This is a genomic window from Ramlibacter sp. WS9, assembly GCF_003797765.1.
Classification (GTDB): Bacteria; Pseudomonadota; Gammaproteobacteria; order Burkholderiales; family Burkholderiaceae_C; genus Ramlibacter.
This window is the reverse complement of record NZ_RKMB01000028.1, coordinates 20040-42806: the sequence shown is the minus strand read 5'-3', so window position 1 is coordinate 42806 and position 22767 is coordinate 20040. Positions and strand designations below refer to the sequence as shown.

The window sequence follows — 22767 nt, the reverse complement described above, 5'->3', positions numbered from 1 at the left end:
GCCCCTGACTTTTCCTGCATGAAACGCGAACACATCGAACCTTTCTTCGCGACGCTGCGCGCCGCCAATCCGCTGCCCACCACCGAGCTGGAGTTCACCACGCCCTTTGAGTTGCTCACGGCGGTGCTGCTCTCCGCGCAAGCCACGGACGTCGGCGTCAACAAGGCGACGCGCAGGCTGTTCCCTGTCGCCAACACGCCGCAGGCGATCCTGGACTTGGGACTGGAAAGGCTCGAGGGCTACATCAAGACCATCGGCCTGTACCGCACCAAGGCCGCGAACCTGCTCAAGACCTGCCGGATCCTCATGGACAAGCATGGTGGTGAAATCCCCCGCACGCGTGAGGCGCTGGAAGAGTTGCCCGGCGTGGGCCGCAAGACGGCGAACGTGGTGCTGAATGTTGCTTTCGGCGAAGAGACACTGGCGGTGGATACGCACATCTTTCGCGTCAGTAACCGGACGGGCCTCGCGCCCGGCAAGGACGTGGTGGCGGTGGAACAGGCGCTGATGAAACGCGTGCCCAAGGAATACATGGCCGACGCGCACCACTGGCTGATTCTTCATGGCCGCTACGTGTGCGTCGCGCGCACGCCGCGCTGCTGGGAATGCGCGGTGATCCAGTATTGCGATTACAAGCCCAAGACGGCGCCGCCCCGATGACGCCTGGCGAACCGCTGCGGGGTTTTACAGCTTGCCAATTGCCCGCGTTGCCCGTACGCTCCTTGAAATAAATTGTTACAAAGGAGGGTGGTCATCTTGGCTATTGCAATTACCCCACGGTGGCAGTCACGCCGCTTCGGCCTCGCTCCCGGTACGCCGCTTTTCGACCCGGTCCTCGTTGAAGAGCGCGGCCTGCTGATTGCCGGCGGGCCCGATGCCCTGTCCGTCTTCGCGGTGGGCGACCGGCAGTTCGAATGGTTCACCATCGCGAAAAGGTCGTGGATCACGGGCTTCACCGTCAGCGCGAGTTCGCTGTACGTGCAGGATGGTCCCGTTCTCATCAACTATGACCTGACGCTGGGTAAGCCGTTTTCGGCAGTCAACCTCTCCACAGGCGTGCACTGGTCCATCGACGATGGCGATCCGTGGCCGCCCGACGGCATCTACCCACTCGCCGGCAATGATGGGGTCCTGCTCTCCAAATTGATTGATGCCCGCCAGCGGTACACGCTGTCGCTGATTGCAGCTTCCCCCGTCCAGATTGCGGCACGCGCCGCGGAACTGAGCGCGGCGCAGCTGAACGCGCGCGGCATCGACTATTCTCCGCCGGTCGCGCGCAAGCACCAAGTGGAAGGGCGGCTGTCCAGCCAGGTGTTCTCGCTGTGCATGGACGGCCGGGTGATCGCCGCCAGCACGGCGCTCGAAGACCCGGTTGCAATCCGATCCGATGTGCCGCTTCGCCCCGAGCTGGTCCTCGCCGAGGTTCAGCGCCCGGACGGCAAGGTCGATTGCTTTCTCTACTACGTTACCGCCACCGGCGGCATCAACGCGATCAACGCCACCGGCGATCTCGCGGTACTCCCCGGCTGGCGGGCAACCGCCGCTCCCGTGGCCGGACGCGTCGCCCCGTTGCGCTTCCAGGACGGCATGCTTCTCGGCGGCGGAATCCTCGGCAAGGCGCTTTTTGCCAGGACGCTGGACCCTGCGAAACCACCGCTCATTGAAATGGACGGGCCCGCCGAAGGCTGGCACCAGATCGACATCAGCCCCCGCGAGAAACTGATCCTCGTGAGCGATGGCCAGACATCGCGGCTGGTTTCATACGATCAGGCTGCCAAGACCCGTACCCGATGGAAGCCGGACAAGCGTTCGGAGCGCGATGCGCATGACATGTTCTGGTTCGGTACCGGCGCGGACGCGCTCCCCGCATCCGCAAAGCTGATCCTCGAGATCGAGAAGGCCGCGCCCGGTACCGAGCACAACACCCGTGTGCGCGTCCTGCTGGCAAACACCGTCGATTCGGCCGATCCGGCATGCACGAAAAATTTCCCGCCCGCGGCCGTCGTGCTGGAGCAGGGCAAGCTGGAGAGCGGCCCCACGCCAGCGTGGCTGCCTGTGATCGATGCGATCCCGTGCAGGCCGGTTGTGATGCAACAGAACCTCTACGCGGTCGTGGGCGCCAAGCGGGGCCAAGGGCCCACCGAGGCGTGGACCTACTCGGTGGTGTCGTTCTCGCTCGGGATGCACCTTCCGGCGCTCCTTCTCAAGGCCGAAACGGAACTCGCGAAACTCAGGGACCTGGCGCGCGCGCTCGAGCTGAAAGTGATGCGGATCGACCGCTGGTACGAGTACGTGAGCGGGGGCCGAAGGATTCTTCGCGAAAAAGGCCCGTACCCCGTCGTGAACGCGAAGCTGGCGTTCCAGCTCACACCCGGCGGGCCGGTAGAGGCCAACACCAATGGTGAAGGCCTGGTGCGATTCGACTCCGCGTATGCCGGCGCAAAGATCACCGTGATCAACGGCCCTGGCGGCTGCACGTCGGCAACGCTCACGCCGGCCGGCGCCACGACGATCGAAATCTCGACGATGAGAGAGTGACGGGCATAGACACATGACCATTGCATTGACTCCGCGGTGGCAGTCCCGCCGCCTCACCGTCGCGCCCGGCGCGCCACTCTTCGATCCGGTGCTGGTCCAGGAGCGCGGCCTGCTGATTGCCGGTGGGCCGGATGCCCTGTCCGTCTTCGCGGTGGGCGACCGGCAGTACGAATGGTTCACCATCTCGAAAAAGTCGTGGATCACGGGATTCGCCGTGAGCGCCAGTTCGCTGTATGTGCAGGACGGCCCGGTTCTCATCAATTACGACCTGACGCTGGGCAAGCCGTTCTCCGCGGTCAATCTCTCCACGAGCGTCCACTGGTCCATCGACGATGGCGAACCATGGCCGCCAGCCGACATCTACCCGCTCGCCGGCAACGATGCGATGCTGCACGGTGAGTTGATCGCGGCGCGCGAGGCGCATGCGTCGGCACTGCTCTCGGCCTCGCCAGACCAGGCGGCGGCGCGCACCGCCGCATTGCAGACGGCGCAGCTCAATGCCCGAGGCATCGATTTTTCGCCGCCGGTCGTGCGCAAGTACCAGGTGGAGGGGCGGCGCTCCGGCCAGGTGTTTTCGCTGTGCATGGACGGCCGCGTGATCGCGCTCGATACCGCACTGGAAGAACCGGTTTCACTCGGCTCCGATGTGCCGCTTCGCCCCGAACTGGTCCTGGCCGAAGTTCCGCGCTCCGGCGGCAATGTGGACTGCTTTCTCTACTACGTCACCGCGGTGGGCGGCATCAAGGCGATCAGCGCCACTGGAGACCTCGCGGCACTGACCGGCTGGAGCGCGACTGCCGCTCCGGTCGCCGCCCGTGTCGTGCCGCTGCGCTTTCGGGATGGGATGCTTTTGGGCGGCGGCATATTGGGCGCGGCATTCTTCGCGCGAACGCTCGATGCGGCCAAGCCGCCGTTGCTGACGTTGGACGGCCCTGCCGAGGGCTGGCGCGACTACGACATCAGCCCAAAGGACAAGCTCCTGCTGGTGACCGATGGCGTGAAGTCGCGGCTGGCGTCTTACGACCCCACCGCGATGAGCCGCCTGCGATGGAAGCCGGACAGGGTTTCCGAGCGCGACGCGCATGTCGTGTTCCTGGCGACCGGAGCAGGTGGTTGCTGCACCGAAACGGCGTCGCCCAAGCTGATCCTGGAGATGGAGAAGCTTGCTCCCGGCAATGAGCACACCACGCGTGTGCGCGCGCTGCTGGCTAACACTGTCGACACGACCGATCCGGCGATGACATCCAACTATCCTCCCCCGGCCAGCGTGCTGGACCAAGGCAAGTTGGAGAGCGGACCGAACCCGGCGTGGTTGCCGGCCATCGACTGGCTGCCCTGCAAGCCGGTCGTCGCACAACAGAACCTCTATGCGGTGGTGTGCGCCAAACCGGCTTCCGGGGCCTGGACGTACTCTGTGGCTGCGTTCTCGCTCGGCCCCCAACTTCCGGGTCTCCTTTCGAAGGCCGACACGGAACTCGCCAGGCTTCGCCGGCTCGCGGTCGCGCTGGAACTGCAGGTGAACCGTAGAGACGGATTTCCAGTGAAGCCCGACCAGGCCATTCGCGACTCGTACCCCTATCGAGACGCGAGGTTGATGTTCGAGCTCACACCCGGCGGAAGGCGGGAAGCCAAAACCAACGCGCAAGGCGTCGTGCGATTCGATGCGGCACACGCGGGTGCAAGCGTCACCGCCATGGTCCCCGGCTCTTCCAGTTGTACCTCGGCGACGCTCACGCCGGGCGAGGCGAAGACCATCGTCATCTCGATATCTCCAGCGTAATCCCTATACAACGACCACCCACAGGGACATGACCATGAACGAAGAACTCGAACTGCTGGCTCCGATGGCCGTCCCGCCCAGGTGGACCTTCACGCCGCCTGCGCCGATGTCGCAGCCGCTGGTGGTGGCCGGCGACAAGCTCATCGGCGTCTCGTTGAGCAACGTCTTCGCGGTCGACATCCACACCGGCCAACTCGCCGAAGCGGGAACCAATGTGCCGTGGTCCCTCGACCTGGCGGGCCGCAAGGGGCGCAACCCGAACGTGACCACGTCCAAGGGCGTGGTCTACATGATGGACGACGACTCGTTGCTTGCCGTCGGCCTTGGCGACGGCAAGGCGATCGCCACCTGGCCGAAGTTGAAGAAGAAGGATCCGAGGAACCCGAATGTTCCCGTGATCCCCCAGGTTCCGGGTTGCAAGCGCTTGATCGCCAGCAACGGCAAGCTGGTCGCCGTGAGCACCAACCTGGCAGGCGCGACGCTGATCCGCGGCTTCGATCCGCTGACCGGCGAGCTGCTGTTCGGCCCCTTCGAACGCACCGAGAAAAGCGCCGGCATGGTGGCCTACGGATCGAAGACCGCGTTCTTCGTGGCGTCGGGCCAGCTCGTGGCCCTGAATACCGATTTCGGTGATCTGCGCCGCTGGAAGTTTCCGGAGCAGCCGCAGAACAACCTGGAGCTCGATGGCTCGAGCGAGCCCCTCGTCGCTGGCAACATCGTGTTGGTGCCGGGCAAGGCGCTGCATGCCGTGGGCATCACGCTCGGCGACGAGAAGTACAAGATCACCGCGACGGCAGGCACCGCGGTGCACTGGTACACGCCGGTCACAGAAATTCCGAAGGCGACAGCCGCGGCCACGCAGGCCGCCAACCTCAGGGCGGTGCGCCCCCTGCTGGGCGACGCGCTCGGCACGAAGGCGCTGCACGCCGCGGTCGCGCGGGTCGCCGGGGGCATTGCCGTTGCCGTGAACAAGGGCGGAGACATCGTCGGCTTCCGTGTCGCCGACGGCGGCGAGGTCTGGCGCAAGCGTGTGACGCTCCCCGGCCCTCCCATGCTGATCGACGGCGTGGTCTACCTCACGACGGACGAGGGCAAGATCATGCGCCAGTTCGACGCCAAGACGGGCGAAGCCAAGCTGCCGTTCGACCTGGTGACGCGGGCCGAGGGGCGGCCCGCGTCCATCGCGAACGGCAGCATGTTCAGCGTCAATGAAAGTGGCCAGATCGAGGCACGCGAGTTCGCCGTGCAGCACGCCGCGTACTTCGACGGCAAGAAGTCCCACATCAAGGTCAAGTCCTCCGGCTCGCAATACGACTTCGGCACAGGCGACTTCACCGTGGAAGCGTGGTTTCGCAGCACGACGGGCGGCGAGATCATTTCCAGCTACCCGACCAACAACGACCCGAACGCCCACGGCTTTCGCCTGCAGCTCGCGGAAGGCCAGGTCCGCGTCGCGGTGCTGAACCGCGATGGGACCAGCCGGCACGTCGGCCGCACGAGCGACACCGGGGCGGACGACGGCCAATGGCACCATGTGGCGTTCGCGCGGCGCCTGGGCCAGTTCGTGGTCACGCTCGATGGCGTGTCCCAAGTCGTGAACCTGGCCGCGACGCGGGCCGACAACCTGGCCATCGGCGGCAACTCGGTGCTCACGATAGGCGCCTACATTTTCCCGAACATTCCCGCCCGCTGCTTCTTCCGCGGCCAGATCCGCGAGGTCCGCGTCTGGAACCACGCCGTCGATGTCGTCAACATCGCGATGAACCGCGACGTGGAACTGACCGGCATGGAAGCGGCGCTGAAGGGCCTGTGGCGGCTCGATGAAGACCAGACCCGCACGAAGAAGGCCCCCACCAACATCGCTCACCGCAACCGCGAGGCGGCCGAGTTCGTCAATCCCGATTCCCGGGTGACCGACCTCACGATGGACCAGTCGGCGTTCCCCTACCTGCTGCACGAGCCCCAAAAGCAGTGGCCGTACGCGGGCACGTGGGGTGCGCGCGGCGTTTACGCGGCCACCGGCTCCCCCACGACGAGCAGTGACGGCGTCGTCGCGTTCTCTACATCCAACGCCATCTACGCGGTGGACGCGCACGATGGCCACCGCATCTGGGGCATGGACGTCAAGGCCAGCACATCGGAGCCGGTTGCCGACGGCGGGAGCTTCCTCGTCCTGACGCAGGAAGACTCGCTCGTGCGCGTCGATTCGAAGAGCGGCGGCAAGGTGCAGCTGGAGGCCTTCGCCGACCTGCCGCATGACAGCAACGAAAAGTGCGCCGCGCCCGCGGTCAGCCAAAAATACGTTGCAGCGGCCACTGCCGGGCCGTCGCCCACGGTCTCGATCTGGGATCGCACCGCGCCCAAAGGCAGAACCACCAAGCTCGCAGGAGCCGTGGTGCGCCTGGAATTCGCCGAATCGGGGCTCGTGGTGCTGACCAAAGCCGCCAACGGCGCATTGACGCTGCATCTCCTCGACCTGGTCACAGCCGCCGAAGTCGGCAAGCGGGCGGTCGCGACGGAAGCCTTCTGCGCCGCCGGCACCTGGATCTTCGCGACCAGCGGCAACGCGGTGGTGAAGCTGGCGCGGGCCGCGCTGGGCGGGCCGCCGCTGGCCACTTCGGCTGCGCTGGACGGCGCCATCACGGGCCTGGCCGCGTCTGCCGACGACGACTTGCTGGTTGCCACCACGGCCACCGGACGGGCCTGCCGGATGACGTTGGGCGCGCTTGCGCAAACATGGAACAAGCCCGTGCCCGCAGGCCCGGTTGCCGGCCGCACCGCCGTCAACCCGCCGGTACTCGACCCGGGTGGACGCGTCATCTGCACGTCCACCAGTGGCTCGGTCGTCGCCTTCGACGACAACACGGGGCAGGTCGTGGGCTTGTATTCAATGCAGCACAGCCCGCTGGGGCGTCCCATCGTCAATGCCGGCGGAACGGTCTATACCGCCTGCCAGGACTCCAGCGCGAACGACATCGCCGAAAACGTGGACGGCGCGATGCACAGCCTCGTTCTGGGCGAGACCACCGTCATGCGGCTGAACGTCGACGAGCGCGGCAAGGGTGTGCGCAGCGCACAGCACGCGGTTGTCGAGGTGCTGGACGACTCGGCAACACTCGATGTGCTCGAAGTCCACGAGAGCTGCGTCGAAGCCTGGATCAATGCCCCCCGGCTGGCGGGCAACGACGGCATCCCTTCCGGCGGCGGGATCGTGAGCATCCTTCCCTCAGCCACGGCGAAGGCTGCGTTCGACATCAACCTGTGGCTCGACCCGGACGGCACGCTGCACTACTCCTCACGCACCAAGGACAACGGCGCCTGGAGCGGCCTGCACTACACGGTCGCGACCACGCTCCTCGACGGGAAGTGGCACCACATCGCCGCATCGCGCACGCCGCCGGCATCGGCCGCGGCCAATGCCACCGACCGCGTGCTGATCTACATCGACGGCGTGCTCGTGGAGGCAACGCGCGCGGCTGCGCCGGCGGCGCCGGCCGCGCTGTGCAAGGGCCTGAAAGCCTACATCGGCGCGAGCGCCGCGGCGGACCTGTCCGCCACGCAGCCCTTCCACGGCATGATCGCCGAGGTTCGCGTGTGGGACACCTTCCTTGTCGCGACGGAGATCACATCGCGCATGCACGTGAAGCTGCGCGGCGACGAACCATCGCTCATCGCCTACTGGAATTTCGATCATGGCACGGTGCACGACAGCGCCGTGCAAGGGCACGACGGTGTGCTCGCGAAGCCCGTGACGGACCCGGTGTGGTGGATGACGGATCTCCCTTTCACGCAGCCCTCTTACCCGCAGATCACCAGCGCGGCAAAGATCACCAGCGAGGATGAAGCCACGGCCAAGAGCTACGCGCTCACGTTGAAGGTGTTTGCCGCCAACGGCACCGGCATGGCGGGCCAGAAGGTGCACCTGTGGTACGTGAAGAAGAAGGACACCGATCCCGCGAGCGTCATCATCGGCGGCACGGAGGTCCAGGGCGTCGCCTCGGCGGATGAACCCCACCCGCTCCTGCGCGCCGCGCACCTGGCCAAGGCATGGGCGGGCACCACGCTCAGCGACGGCACGCTGCCGGTCACGATCGTGAGCTCCGCCGCCGGCCATGGTCCCGCGATCGACATGTGGACCGAGTTCATGCCGCTGAACGAACGCTTCCACGTCAATGTGCTGCTGGACAACCAGAAGCTTTCCAAGCCCGCGCCGCCCAAGCTGACGGCCCAGGCCAAGCTGATCCAGGACTACCACTACACCGCGGGCAACAAGATCAACCACGAGCGCGACCGCTCGACCTGGCGCACGGTCATCCGCGCCGCCAGCGCGGCCGACCGGCCGCGGCCCAGCGAACCGATCACGCTGTGGGCTTCGGAGCCGTTGACTTTCGAGGCGAACTCGAAGGAGTACTCGGTCAACAAGGACAACTCGGTCACCATCAACACCGAGCTGGACGGCGAGCTCACCCTGGTGATGCCCGCCGAGGAGTTGACCGCGCCGACCTTGTATGCCCGCGCCGGCTTCATGCACCGCGAAGACCGCATCGTGATCAACCCCGACCAGGACGCGCATACCCAGCTGGCGGCCATCAAGGACACGGACCTGTCGACGGAACGCACCACCAACTGGAAGCGCGAGGAAGACAGGAAGCCGGAGGACAAGCAGTCGCTGCTCCCCGCGGACGCGAAGGGGGAAGCTCCCAAGGTCGCGAACGCGGTGCGCCAGGTGGCGCAGGCGGTCAAGCCCGCGAACGAAAATGCGAAGCCGAAGCCGCACATGCTGCGCATGACGCCAGCGCGCGAGAAGCTGCTGCGGATGCGGCCGATGCCGGAGCACGAGCGAAACGGGTTGCTCCAGGCGGGCCGCAACGGGGCGTGGCGCCAGCCCATGCTCGCGGCAATGGAGCAACCGAAGCCGGTCGCGAAGTCGGACGTGGTGGTGCCCCGCCGAACGCTTGCCGGCATGGCGCGCATGGCGCCGGTGGACCCGGAGGCCTTCCGCGATTCGCTCCATGGGGCCCTGGGCTTCGTGTTCGAGAAGGGAGCGCAAAAGCATCGCGTGAACTATCGGCAGCTCACGACACAGCAGGAAGTCGATGCGGCGCGCGGCAAGGCGACGCCCGTGCTGCTGCATGCCCCGGTGCTCGGCGGGTTCTTCGACGACCTGTGGGACGGCGTGAAAGACGCCGCGAATGCTGTTGCCGACGCGGTGACGAAAGTGGTGGTGACCATCACCGACACGATCAACCTTGCCGTGACGACGATGATCAACGGCATCGAGAACATCGTGCACTCGGTCGTGAAGAGCGTCTCGGATGCGCTCAACGCCATCGCCAACTTCTTCGAGCAGATCGGGGCGGAGATCGCGAAGGTGATCGCCTTCCTGCGCGCGTTGTTCGATTGGGGCAACATCATCAAGACGCACAACATCCTGAAGGACATCTTCAACGCGTCGCTCACGATCTCGTCGAACAGCCTCAAGAACACGGCGCCGTTCGTGAGCACGGTGAAGAAGCTCGCCGGCGTGCCGCTCGCGCCGCAATTCGCGGGCTCGAAGAGCATGAATGCCATCATCAATTCGGAGCCCGAGAAAGAGTCGGCCATCGCGGCGAGCGCCAACAGCGTCCAGGGCAAATCGATGACGCAGAAGACGACCACCACGCCGCCCACTTCAGTCAGCGCAGTGAGCCGCGCGATGCCCGACCCGAGCCCGAAGGCGGACGACTCGCTCCAGTCCATCCTCTCGGCGCTGCCCAGGCTGGCGGACTCGATCCTCGATCTCTCGCCCGAAGACCTGTTCAAGCAGCTGACGGAAATCGGCAAGGGCCTGGCCGCCAAGACCCTGGTGAGCTCCGCGGAATCGATGGCGGGCCTGATGGGCGTGCTCGCGACCACGATGGACTGGACGAAGGACGTGCTCAACACGCACATCGACATCCCCTTCATCAGCGAGCTGTACAAGTGGGTGACGGGCAGCCCCCTCACGATCATGAGCGTGCTGTGCCTGGCGCTGGCGATTCCCGTGAACGTCGCCTACGCGATCTATACGCTGGCCAGGGGCAACGCGCGCTTCTTCTTCGACGACGGGAAGAACATCGCGAAGAACATGCAGGACGCCGCCGACGGCAAGAAGCTGGCGCTGGATGCGCCGGGCGCCGAGGAGGTTCCCGGAACGCCCGGCACGCCGGAGTTCCTGTTTCTCGTCGCGCGGTCGGTGGCCTGTGTGGCGGACATGCACGTCGATGCGATTTTCATGACGAACCATGGGCGCGGCCGGGACCCGAGCGTGGAGGAGCAAGCCCACCTCGGCATCGTCAACGTGATCCAGGGCGTTGCCGGCACCATCGCGCTTTCGATCCAGACCTTCTGCACGCAGCCGGCTTTCGAGAAGCGGGTGCGGGCGGTCGTCGGCTCGCGTTCGACGGACTTCGTTCCGCGGTACATCGAGATCGTCTACACCGTCTATGGCATCAGCATGGCGCTGCGGGCGAACAAGCTGCGTGCCGGCATCATGTTCTACAAGGACGGGCCCAGCGCGGGAGGCGGGGCGCTCAGCAACATCAAGGACAAGGTGGAGTACCCGATTGCCATTGCCGCCTCGATCGCCGCCTACGGCCTGCTGATCTACCAGGTCTGCAACCTCGTGGAGCGCTACCCGGAAATCAAGAGCTATGGCAACGCCAAGGTCGCGGACCAGTACCGGGCCCTGGCGACGCGCGACATTCTCGGCATGGCGGGAATCATGTTCGAGTTCATGTACACACAGGCGGGCGCGAAGAACCTGCGGGAACGCTTCCCGGGCTCCTCATCGCCGATGTTCTTCGCGGCAACGGCGACGCGCTACGGCACCAACATCGCCGGCATCGTGATGCACGGCATCGCGGCCTACACGTATGGGGATGTCGACGACTCCAAATAGCACTGTTACAGTGCTACGGCTCAGCTAAAACGGGGACAGGCTCCGCCTGTTCCCCCTTCTTTGATCCTCTGTTTTTTTTGAGGTGGCATCATGATCGTTCCAGTCGTCTCCTGCAATTGCAGGCTTGGTTCAGGCAACGGCAAAAACGGGGGCAGGTCAGCATGACGTTGCCCGTACTGATCAAGGCATCGCCGACGATGACGTCGGTGGCGGAAGGCGCAACCAACCCCGCCGGCATGACGGTTGCTGCGCTCGCGGTCGATGAAACCTTCATCGACGAGAACGGCCGCCCAAGCGTCGAGGCCATCGCCATCGAGGCGGTCAATACCAGCCTGGGCACGTGGCAGTACAGCCTGAACGGTGGCACCGACTGGCTCACCATCCGGGCCGACCTGATCAACAGCAGCACGAACACGCTCGCGTTGTTGTTGGGTCCCACGGACATGATCCGGCTGCTGCCCTTCGGCGACCTGAACGGAAGCATGGCCGACGCCGTCACCTTCCGATCCTGGAACATGGGCACCGGCAGCGCCGGCAACTATGTCGTCACCACGCCTGGCGTGGAGTTCTTCAGTTTCGACAGCGACACGGCCAGCATCACGGTCACCGCCGTGAACGACGCACCCACTTTCGCGCCGGTCCAGGGCACGGGCAAGGCCATCATCCCGGTGGGCGGCAGCGACGACGAAGGCCGCAGCGTCACCGTCCAGCCCGACGGCAAGATCATCGTGGCGGGCCGTAGCTTGAACGGCAACAACGACTTCAGCCTGGTGCGCCTGAACGCCAATGGCAGCCTGGACAGCACGTTTGGCGGCAGCCCCGCCCCGGGCAAGGCCATCATCCCGGTAGGCGACGGCGACGACGTTGGCTACAGCGTCACCGTGCAGCCCGACGGCAAGATCATCGTGGCGGGCAATACCTCCAACGGCATCGACAATGACTTCAGCCTGGTGCGCCTGAACGCCGATGGCAGCCTGGACAGCACGTTTGGCGGCAGTCCCGCCCCGGGCAAGGCCATCATCCCGGTGGGCGGCGACGACCAAGGCCAAAGCGTCACCGTGCAGCCCGACGGCAAGATCATCGTGGCGGGCTATAGCGACAACGGCAGCAACTATGACTTCAGCCTGGTGCGGCTGAACGCCAATGGCAGCCTGGACAGCACGTTTGGCGGCAGCCCCGCCCCGGGCAAGGCCATCATCCCGGTGGGCAGCAGCTATGACTATGGCTACAGCGTCACCGTGCAGCCCGACGGCAAGATCGTCATGGCGGGCTCTAGCATGGACGGCAACTATGACCTCAGCCTGGTGCGCCTGAACGCCGACGGCACCCTGGACACTTCGTTCGGCGGTCCCGCGACGAACACGCTGGGCGGCACGGCCTCGTTCACCGAAGGCGGTGCCGCGGTGGCGCTCGACACCTCGGTCGCGATTTTCGATGTCGAATTGGCGGCGCTGGACGCTGGTGCTGGCAACTACGCAGGCGCTTCCGTCACGCTGCAGCGCACAGGCACTCCGAATGCCGACGATGTGTTCTCGGCACTGGGCAACTTGAGCCTGGCAGGCGGCAATGCGGTACTCGACGCCGTGACCGTGGGCACTTTCACCCAGGCCGGTGGTGTGTTGACCATCACCTTCAACACCGATGCCACGCAAGCGCGCGTCGACGAAGTGCTCTCCAGCCTGGCCTACGCCAACACCAGCGATGCGCCGCCCGCCAGTGTCGTCATCGACTACGTCTTCGACGACGGCAACGACGGCAGCCAAGGCTCCGGCGGCGCATTGAGCACCACCGGCAGCGTCACGGTCAACATCACCGCCGGCGACGACACGCCGACGCTGAACCAGGCCATCGCCGACCAGCAAGCCACCGAAGACACCTCGTTCAGCTTCCAGTTCGCAGCGGGCACCTTTGTCGATCCCGACGGCGACGCGCTGACCTACAGCGCCACGCTGTTCGGCGGCGGCGCCCTGCCCGCCTGGTTGACGTTCGACGGCACGACCCGTACGTTCAGCGGCACGCCGGGCAACGGCGACGTGGGGACGCTCAGTGTCACGGTCACCGCGAGCGACGGCGCCGGCCCCACGGCCAGCGACACCTTCGACATCGCGGTTGCAAACACCAACGATGCGCCGACCGGCGGCGCGACCATCTCCGGCATTCCCGGGTTGGGCCACGTCCTCACCGCGGTGACCACCACACTGGCCGATGCCGACGGACTGGCCCCCCTGCACTACACCTGGCTGCGCAACGGCGTGGCCATCGCCGGGGCGCCCGATGCGGTCACTTACAAGGCGGGGCTCGCGGACTTCGGCGCAACGCTCAGCGTGCGCGTCAGCTACACCGATCTCGGCGGCACGGCGGAAAGCGTCATCTCGGCGCCCACGTCCCTCATCGGCCTGGCCGGACCTCCGCCCGGCATGAACCCGGTGAGCGGCGGCACCTTCCTGAATATCCTCAAAGGCACCGCGGGTGGCGACTGGTTCACCGGCGGCCTGGGCATCGACTGGGTAACCGGCGGCGCGGGCGACGACATCTACTTCGTCAACAGCCTCCTGGACTTCGTGGTCGAAGCACCGGGCGGCGGCACGGACCTCGTGATCTCTTCCGCGCTGGCCTGGATCCTGCCGGCGAATGTGGAGAACCTGCTGCTGAACGGGCCGCTCGCATACATCGGCACCGGCAATGCCTTGAACAACGTGATCGTGGGCAGCGCCGGGGCCAACAACCTGTACGGCCTGGACGGCGCCGACACGCTGAGGGGGCTCGGCGGCGCGGACTGGCTCGAAGGCGGCAATGGCGACGACGTGCTCGTCGGCGGGTTGGGCCGCGACACGCTGGTGGGCGGCGCGGGGCGCGACGTGATGGTGTTCGACGTAGCGCCCGGCACGGCCAACGCAGACACGATCCGTGGCTTCAGCGCGCCCGCCGACACCATCGAACTGGTACGCGATGCGGGCTTCCAGGCGCTTGCCGGCCCGGGCACGCTCGCGGCCTCGGCCTTCGTGATCGGGCGATTCGCGTTGGGCGCAGAGGACCGCATCATGTACGACCGCGCCAGCGGCAACCTGTACTACGACGCCGACGGCACGGGTGCGATCGGCGCCGTGCAGATCGCGACCCTCATGGGTTCGCCGGAACTCACGAACCAGGACATCGTGGTCGTCTGACGCGCACAGTGTTGTCATGCCGGACTCGATCCTGCATCAGGCGTCGAGCCCCGCGCAGGGCGCCCGGTTGGTGCGGATCGCGTTGTTGAAAATGCCCTGTAGAGGGGTTGCGGCGCGGGCGCCGCTTTGCGATCATGAGGGATGCTTGGAGGTATCTGATGAGAGCAGCATCGATCGCGACAGCGCTGGCACTGGCATGCGCCTGTGCATCCGCGCAAAGCCCCAATCCTTACGAGGGCATCTGGAAAGCCACATGGGATGGGCGCATCCGGCAGTTCGAAGCCACGGTTGTGATCAAGGGCGACGCGGGCACATGGAAGACTTCCGCGCGCGACCGCAACGACCCCTGCGTCGGGCTCGAAGTGCCCATCGTGGTGTCCGAAGCATCGCCCCAGCTGCTTGTGTTCAAGGCTGACTTCGACAAGGTCATCGCCGGATGCTCCGGCTTCACCGTGTCCGTCACGCCCAGGGGAAGCGAACTCGAAGGCAAACGTGGAGCCTTCGCTGTGCGGATGGTGCGCAACTGATCTGGCGACAAGGCGAGGTTCACAGCCCGCGCCATCCCCCGCCCAGCGCCTGGATCAACGCCACCGCCGCGACCTGCCGGTCGGACTGGGCCTGCACGACGGCGCGCCGCGCGTTCTGCGCGGTGACCTGCGCATTGACCACCTCGGTAAAGTTCACCTGCCCCGCCTGATAGCGGTTGAGCACCTGCTGCTCCACGAGGTTGGCCGCTTGCGAGGCCTGCTGGCGCAAGACCAGTTGACGGTCCAGGATGCGCGCCGCGACCAGCTGATCCTCCACGTCCTGGAACGCCGCGAGCACGGTTTGCCGGTAACGCGCGGCCGCTTCGTCGAGACCGGCGCGCGCGCCTTCGACCCGTGCGCCCGTGGCGCCCGCATTGAAAATCGTCTGCGCAAGCGATGCGCCCAACGACCACACCAGCGCAGACGCACTGAACAGGTCGCCGATGCTCGCCGCGCCCAGGCCGACGCTGCCCGACAGGCGCAGGCTCGGGAAGTATGCCGACTGCGCGATGCCGATCTGCTCGTTGGCCGCCGCCGCCCGCCGCTCTGCCGCCGCGATGTCGGGGCGGCGCTGCAGCAGAGTCGAAGGCACGTCGAACGGGATGGCCGGCACCACGCCCACCCACACCGGCCGCGGCGCGAGGCTGAAGTTGGCCGGCGCCTTGCCGACGAGCACCGCGATGGCGTGCTCCAGAACCGCGCGCTGGCGCTCCAGGCCCAATTGTTCGGCTTTCGCGTTGGCGAGCTGCGTCTCGGCCTGCAACACGTCCGTGCGCGCCACGATGCCCGCGTTGTAGCGGTTCTGCGTGATCTTCATCGTGCGTTCGTAGCCGGCGATGGTTTCGGCTTGCAGGGCCATCGCCGTGTCGAGCTCGCGCAGGTTGAAGTAGTTCACGGCCAGCTCGCCTTGCGATGAAAGCTTCGCCGCCTGCAGATCGGCGAGGCTGGCTTGTGCCCCGGCACGTGCGCTGTCGACGCCGCCGCGCAAGCGCCCCCACACATCGGGTTCCCAGCTGCCGCCGATGCCGACCGAGTAGCTGCCGCGCGTGGGCGTGTCGCCGCGCCCACCACTGCGGTTGCTGCTGGCGTCGAGCGACACCGTGGGGAACAGCGACGCGCGCTGTTCGGCGACGAGCGCGCGTGCCTGTGCGTAGCTGGCCACGGCGGCGGCGACGTTCTGGTTAGACACTTCGACTTGCGCAGCCAGCGCGTTGAGGTCGGCGTCATTGAACAGCTCCCACCACGGCCCGCGCTCCAGCATGTCCGCCGGCACGGCCTTGACCCATTCACCGCGGCCCTCCTTGAAAGCAACAGGCGTTTCGATGCCGGGGCGCTGGTAGGTCGGGCCGACGGCACAGCCCGCGAGCATGGCCACGAGCAGGAGCGAGAGTTTGGCGTTGTTCATGTTGTTTGGGGCTCCGCGTGCCGGCCGAGTTGGCGCTCGAGCGGACTGCGGCGGCGCAGTTTGTCGAGCAGCAAATAGACCACGGGCGTGGTGAGCAGCGTGATCACCTGGCTAGCGATCAGGCCGCCGATGATGGAAATGCCGAGCGGCCGGCGCAGCTCCGCGCCCTCGCCGAAGCCGATGGCCAGCGGCAGCGCGCCGAGCGCTGCCGCGAGCGTGGTCATAAGGATTGGGCGGAAGCGCAGCAGGCAGGCTTCGCGCACGGCGTCGTACGGCGAGAGTCCGCGCGATCGTTCCGCGTCGAGCGCGAAGTCGATGATCAGGATGGCGTTCTTCTTCACGATGCCGATCAGAAGGAACAGCCCGATCAGCGCGATGATGGAGAGGTCCATCTTGAACAGCAGCAACGCCAGCACCGCGCCGATGCCCGCCGAGGGCAGCGTCGACAGCACGGTGATCGGGTGCACCAGGCTTTCGTACAGGATGCCCAGCACGATGTAGATGACGACCAGCGCCGCCAGGATCAACAAAGGCTGCTCCTTCTGCGAGTCCTGCGCGGCGCGCGCCGTGCCCTGAAAACTGCCGCGCACGTTGATGGGCATGCCGATCTCGGCTTCGGCCTGGCGCACCGCGTCCTGCCCATCGGCCAGGTTGCTGCCCTCGGCGAGGTTGTATGAAATCGTCGTGGCCAGTTCGGCGTCCTGGTGATTGACGGAGCTGGCTGTGGGCCGCTCCGAGAACCGCGCGATGGCCGACAGCGGGACCATCGTGTCCATGCTGCTGTTCACGGCCTGGCCCGTAGACTGGTCGCGCAGGCCCGGGTTGACGGCACTGCTGCTGGCGGCGGTGGTTGTCGTTCCGCTGGCCGTGGAGTTGAGCGGCGTCGTCACGTCGCCTGTGGTTCCGCGCGCCGGCACGTAGATGTCCTTGAGCGCCTCCGGACTGCGCGTGTACATGGGCGCCACGCCCAGGATCACCTTGTACTGATTGAGTTCGTCGTAGATGGTGGCAACTTGCCGCTGCCCGAACCCGTTGTAGAGCGCGTTGTCGACGTCGCGCGAGTTGATGCCCAGGCGCGCCGCCGAGTCCTTGTCGACCTCGACATAGCTTTCGACACCATTCTCCTGCTGGTCGGTGTCCACATCGGTCAGCGCCGGCTGGCGCTTCATGGCTTCGGCCAGCTTGGTGGCCCAGCTGCGCAAATCCGCGATGTTGTCGCTCTTGAGCGTGTACTGGTAGGTGCTGTTGCTTTGGCGCCCGCCCATGCGCAAGTCTTGCACCGGGTTCAAGAAAAGGCTCACACCGGTGATCTGGGCCAGTTGCGGCCGCAGGCGCGCGATCACGGCCTGGCCCTTGTCGGTGCGCTCTGAGCCGCGCTTCAGGTTGACGAACAGGAAGCCGCCGCCCGCTCGGCCGCCGCCGGTGAAGCCCACGACCGTGTCCACCGCCGGATCGGCGCGGATGATGTTGACCAGTTGCCGCAGCTTCTCCTGCATGGCCTGGAACGAGATGCTCTGGTCGGCCCGCAAGCCGCCCTGGATCTGCCCCGTGTCCTGCTGCGGGAAGAACCCCTTGGGCACCATGACGAACAGGTAGACGTTGAGGCCGATGATCAAGCCCAGGATCAACAGCACCAGCCACTGCGCACCCAGCGCCCAGTCCAGGCTGTGCTCGTAGCCGCGCTGCACCGACGCGAACCCGTGCTCGAAGAAGCGGGCGATGCGCCCCGGCTGCTTCTTGTGGGCGTCGGGCCGCAGCAGCCACGCGCACATCATCGGCGTGGTGGTGAGCGAGATCACCAGCGAGATCATCACCGCCGCCGACAGCGTCACCGCGAACTCGCGGAAGAGCCGCCCCACCTGCCCGCCCATGAAGAGCAGCGGGATGAACACCGCCACCAGCGACAGGCTGATCGACAGCACGGTGAAGCCGACTTCACGCGCGCCCAGCAGCGCGGCCTGGAAGCGGTCCATGCCGGCTTCGATATGCCGGCTCGTGTTCTCCAGCACCACGATGGCGTCGTCCACCACGAAGCCTGTGGCCACCGTGAGTGCCATCAGGCTCAGGTTGTTCAGCGAAAAGCCCAGCAGGTACATCACGCCGAAGGTGCCGAGCAGCGAGACGACGGTGGCAACGGCCGGGATGATGGTCGCGCGCACGCTGCGCAGGAAGGCGCTGACCACCAGCACCACCAGCACGATGGCGATCAGCAGCGTCACTTCGACTTCATGCAGCGACGAGCGGATGGAATGCGTGCGGTCCGTCGCCACCTGCAGCTTGATGTCGCTCGGCAGTTGCTCCTGAAGTTCGGGCAGCAGCGCGCGGACCTGGTCCACCGTCTCGATGGCATTGGCGCCCGGCTGCAAGGTGATGAGCACGACGACGGAGGGTTCACCGTTGAACAGGCCCAGCGTGTTGATGTTCTCGACGCTGTCGCTGACTTCGGCCAGGTCGCCAAGACGGATCGCGGCGCCGTTGCGCCAGGCAACGACCAGGCCGCGGTAGTCGCTGGCGGTAGGCCGCTTCTTGTCGGTGGGGCCCGCGCCTGTGTAGATCTGGAGCTGCCGCCCTGCGCCTTCGATCGTGCCCTTGGGGCGGTTCGCGCTGCTGGCCTGCAGGGCGGCACGCACGTCCTCGCTGCTGACGCCGTAGCGGCTCAACGCGAAAGGCAGCAGGTCCACACGAACGGCAGGCAGTGACCCGCCCCCCAGCTCCACGTCGCCCACGCCCTGCACCTGCGCGATCTTCTGCTGCACGACGTTGGAAACGGCATCGTAGATCTGCCCCGGCGACCGCGTCGGCGACGTCAACGCGAGGATGACGACCGGCGCGGCGGACGGGTTGGCCTTGCGATAGGTCGGGTTGCTGCGCAGCGTGGACGGCAGATCGCCACGGGAAGCATTGATCGCGGCCTGCACTTCACGGGCCGCCGCGTCGATCTTGCGATTGAGGTCGAACTGCAGGCTGATGCGCGTCGAGCCGTTGCCGCTGTTGGACGTCATCTCGTTCACGCCGGCGATGACCCCTAGCCTGCGCTCCAGCGGTGTCGCGACGCTGGTGGCCATGGTGTCGGGGCTGGCACCCGGCAAATTGGCGCTGACGGTGATGACGGGAAAGTCCACCTGCGGCAGCGGCGCGACCGCGAGCATGAAGAACGCCGCAATGCCCGCCAGCGCGATGCCGATGGTCAGCAGCACGGTGGCAACCGGGCGGCGGACGAAGGGTTCGGACAGGTTCATGCGAGACCCTCACCCCTGCCCTCTCCCGCAAGCGGGAGAGGGGGTAATTCGCTCCCTCTCCCTCCGGGAGAGGGCTGGGGTGAGGGCTGCTTGCGCCGCCACTTCCTGCCCAACGCATCGAACCCCAGATAAATCACCGGCGTCGTGAACAGCGTCAGCATCTGGCTCACGATCAGCCCGCCGAAGATGGCCAGGCCCAGCGGGCGGCGCAGCTCGGCGCCCTCTCCCCAGCCCAGCATCAGCGGCACCGCGGCGAACAGCGCGGCAAGAGTCGTCATCAGGATCGGCCGGAAGCGCAGCAGCGCCGCCTGATGGATCGCCTCACGCGGGCTCTTGCCCTCGTGGCGCTCGGCCTCAATCGCGAAGTCGATCATCATGATCGCGTTCTTCTTCACGATGCCGATCAGGAGGATGATGCCGATGATGCCCACCACGCCCAGGCCCTGCCCGGTGACCATCAGCGCCAGCAACGCACCGACGCCGGCGGAAGGCAGCGTGGACAGGATCGTCAGCGGGTGGATGTAGCTTTCGTACAGCACGCCCAGCACGATGTACACGCACACCACGGCCGCGAGGATCAGCCACAGCTGGTTGGACAGCGAAGATTCGTACGCGCCCGCGGCGCCCAGGAACGTCATGGTCACGCCCGGCGGCAGCTTGAGTTCCTTGGCAGCCGCGCGGATCGCGTCGACCGACGTGCCGAGCGAAACGCCCGGCGCCGTGTCAAACCCGATCGTCGTCGCCGGGTACTGCGCCACGTGCGTGATCTGCAGCGGCGCCCGGCGCTCAACGATGCGCGCGACCGCGGACAAAGGCGTTGGGTCACCCGATGAGGTCTTCAACTGCACCATGCCGAGCGAAGCGACGGACGCATTGGCATCCGGACGCGCTTCCAGGATCACGCGGTATTGGTTGGTCTGGGTGAAGATGGTCGAGACGATTCGCTGGCCGAAAGCGCTGTACAGCGCGGCATCGATGTCGGCGGCGGAGATGTTGAGGCGCGCCGCCGTGTCGCGGTCGATGTCCACATAGACGGCGGCGCTGGACGCATCGGCATCGCTCGTCACGTTGCGCACCTTGTCGAGCGTCTGCAGTTTTTGGACCAGTTGCCCGGCCCATTGCACGACCGTGGCGTTGTCGGCCGCTTCGAGCGCCAGCCGGTACTGGGTCGGCCCCGTTTCGGCATCGATCGTCAAGTCCTGCGTGGGCTGCAGGTACATCGTGATGCCAGGCACGCGCTGCGCGCGCTGGCGCAAACGGTCCATCACCTTCTGCTGGTCGCCGTGGCCGGACTTCAGGTTGATCAGCATACGGCCCGTGTGAAGCATGGTGTTGTTCGCGGCATCCACGCCGACGAAGCTGCTCAGCGTCTCGACGTCCGGGTCTTCCATCAGTGCGCGCGCAGCTTCCTGCTGCATCGCGGCCATCGCGGTGTACGAGATGGACTGCGACGCTTCCACCCGTGCTTGCAGCTGCCCCGTGTCCTGCGTGGGGAACAGGCCCTTGGGAATCCAGATGTACATCAGCACCGTGAGCACCAGCGTCGCCAACGCCACCACGAGCGTGGCCTTCTCGCGTTCCAGCACCCATTGCAGCCAGACGTCATAGCGCGCGACGATGCGATCGAAGCCACGCTGCATCTTGCCGCCCCACCCCGTTTCGCCGCCGGGGTGCGCGGTGAGCCAGCGCGCCGACATCATCGGCACCAGCGTCAGCGAGACCACGGCGGAAATCAGGATGGTGATGGCCAACGTGACGGCGAATTCACGGAACAGCCGCCCCACCACATCGCCCATGAACAGCAGCGGGATCAGCACCGCGATGAGCGACACCGTCAGTGAAATGATGGTGAAGCCGATCTCGCTCGCGCCCTTCATCGCCGCCTCCATCGGCGGCTCGCCCTCTTCGATGTGGCGCGAGATGTTCTCGATCATGACGATGGCGTCGTCGACGACGAAGCCGGTGGCGATCGTCAGCGCCATCAGGCTCAGATTGTTCAGGCTGTAGCCCAGCAGGTACATCGCGCCGCAGGTGCCGATGAGGGAGATCGGCACGGCCAGGCTGGCGATCAGCGTCGCGCGCGGGCTGTGCAGGAACGCGAAGATCACCAGCACCACCAGCACCACGGCCAGCACCAGCTCGATCTGCACGTGGTGCACCGACGCGCGGATGCCCGTGGTGCGGTCGCTCAGCACGTCCACGCGCATCGCGCTGGGCAGGCCGGCGGTGAGCTCGGGCAGGCGTTGCTTGATGCCGTCGACGGTGGCGATCACATTCGCGCCCGGCTGGCGCTGCACGTTGAGGATGATGGCCGGCTTCAGCTGACCGTTGACCACAGCCCAGGCGCCGAGCTTCACGTTCTCGGCGCTTTCCACCGCTTTCGCGATGTCGGAGAGGCGCACCGGCGCTCCGTTCTTGAACGAGACGATCAGCTTCTGGTAGTCGGCCGCCGCCACCAGCTGGTCGTTGGAGTTGATGGTGTACGCGCGGGTCGGCCCGTCGATGCTGCCCTTGGCGCTGTTGGCGTTGGCCGAGGTGATGGCCGTGCGCACGTTGTCGAGCGTGAGGCCATAGGAAGCGAGCGCGCGCGTATCGACCTGGATGCGCACCGCCGGCCGCTGCCCGCCCGACAAGGTGACCAGGCCCACGCCTGTCACCTGGCTGATCTTCAGCGCGAGCCGCGTGTTGGCGATGTTCTGCACGTCCGTGAGCGGCAGCGTGTCGGATGTGATGGCCAGCGTGAGCACGGGCGCATCCGCCGGATTGACCTTGGCGTACACGGGCGGCGCCGGCAGGTCGGCCGGCAGCAGCGAGCCGCCGGCGTTGATGGCGGCCTGCACTTGCTGCTCGGCCACATCGAGCGCCAGGCCCAAGCCGAATTGCAGGGTGACCATCGACACGCCCGCGGCGCTGGTCGAACTCATGCGCGAGAGTCCCGGCATCTGCCCGAACTGCCGCTCCAGCGGTGCGGTGACGGTCTGCGCCATCACCTCCGGGCTGGCGCCGGGGTACAGCGTCTGCACCTGGATGGTCGGATAGTCGACCTGCGGCAGCGCCGACAGTGGCATGAAGCGGAAGCCCACCATGCCGGCCAGCACGATGGCCAGCATCAGCAGCGAGGTGGCGACCGGCCGCAGGATGAAGGGACGCGATGGAGACATCAGTGCCCCCACGCTTGCGGCTGTGCCGCTG

At 66.4% G+C, this 22767-nt stretch carries 9 protein-coding genes; 6 read left to right on the top strand and 3 right to left on the bottom strand.

Annotated features, from left to right (window positions below; translation table 11 throughout):
- The first annotated feature begins 18 nt into the window (after positions 1 to 18).
- The 6 genes from nth to EEB15_RS27630 all read left to right on the top strand — a co-directional run bounded on the left by nth (position 19) and on the right by EEB15_RS27630 (position 14931).
- Complete coding sequence (gene nth, locus EEB15_RS27670; RefSeq protein ID WP_141513197.1) at positions 19 to 660, top strand: endonuclease III; 642 nt, start codon at positions 19 to 21, stop codon at positions 658 to 660.
- 96 nt (positions 661 to 756) lie between these two features.
- Positions 757 to 2538, top strand: coding sequence for a hypothetical protein (locus EEB15_RS27665; protein WP_141513196.1), 1782 nt, complete (start codon positions 757 to 759; stop codon positions 2536 to 2538).
- 13 nt (positions 2539 to 2551) lie between these two features.
- Positions 2552 to 4318, top strand: coding sequence for a hypothetical protein (locus EEB15_RS27660; protein ID WP_141513195.1), 1767 nt, complete (start codon positions 2552 to 2554; stop codon positions 4316 to 4318).
- 34 nt (positions 4319 to 4352) lie between these two features.
- On the top strand, positions 4353 to 11237 hold the full coding sequence (locus EEB15_RS27655) for a LamG-like jellyroll fold domain-containing protein (protein ID WP_158290255.1): 6885 nt from the start codon (positions 4353 to 4355) through the stop codon (positions 11235 to 11237).
- Between the two features lie 161 nt (positions 11238 to 11398).
- Positions 11399 to 14404 (top strand): putative Ig domain-containing protein, encoded by a 3006-nt coding sequence (locus tag EEB15_RS33830; protein WP_158290254.1) that lies wholly within the window; start codon positions 11399 to 11401, stop codon positions 14402 to 14404.
- 158 nt (positions 14405 to 14562) lie between these two features.
- The gene (locus EEB15_RS27630) at positions 14563 to 14931 is read left to right on the top strand and encodes a hypothetical protein (protein ID WP_141513191.1); all 369 of its coding nucleotides are present in this window, start codon (positions 14563 to 14565) and stop codon (positions 14929 to 14931) included.
- Between the two features lie 19 nt (positions 14932 to 14950).
- Here EEB15_RS27630 and EEB15_RS27625 read toward each other — a convergent pair whose 3' ends face one another.
- Genes EEB15_RS27625 through EEB15_RS27615 form a run of 3 tightly spaced genes read right to left on the bottom strand, consistent with a single transcriptional unit; the run spans position 14951 to position 22736 of the window.
- Complete coding sequence (locus tag EEB15_RS27625; protein ID WP_141513190.1) at positions 14951 to 16336, bottom strand: efflux transporter outer membrane subunit; 1386 nt, start codon at positions 16334 to 16336, stop codon at positions 14951 to 14953.
- Complete coding sequence (locus EEB15_RS27620; protein ID WP_141513189.1) at positions 16333 to 19575, bottom strand: efflux RND transporter permease subunit; 3243 nt, start codon at positions 19573 to 19575, stop codon at positions 16333 to 16335. The genes EEB15_RS27625 and EEB15_RS27620 overlap by 4 nt, the downstream gene beginning before the upstream one ends.
- Positions 19572 to 22736 carry an efflux RND transporter permease subunit gene (locus tag EEB15_RS27615; RefSeq protein WP_141513188.1) on the bottom strand — a complete coding sequence of 1055 codons (3165 nt, stop codon included), beginning with the start codon at positions 22734 to 22736 and terminating at the stop codon, positions 19572 to 19574. Before EEB15_RS27615 ends, EEB15_RS27620 begins: the two co-directional genes overlap by 4 nt.
- Positions 22737 to 22767: the final 31 nt, after the last annotated feature.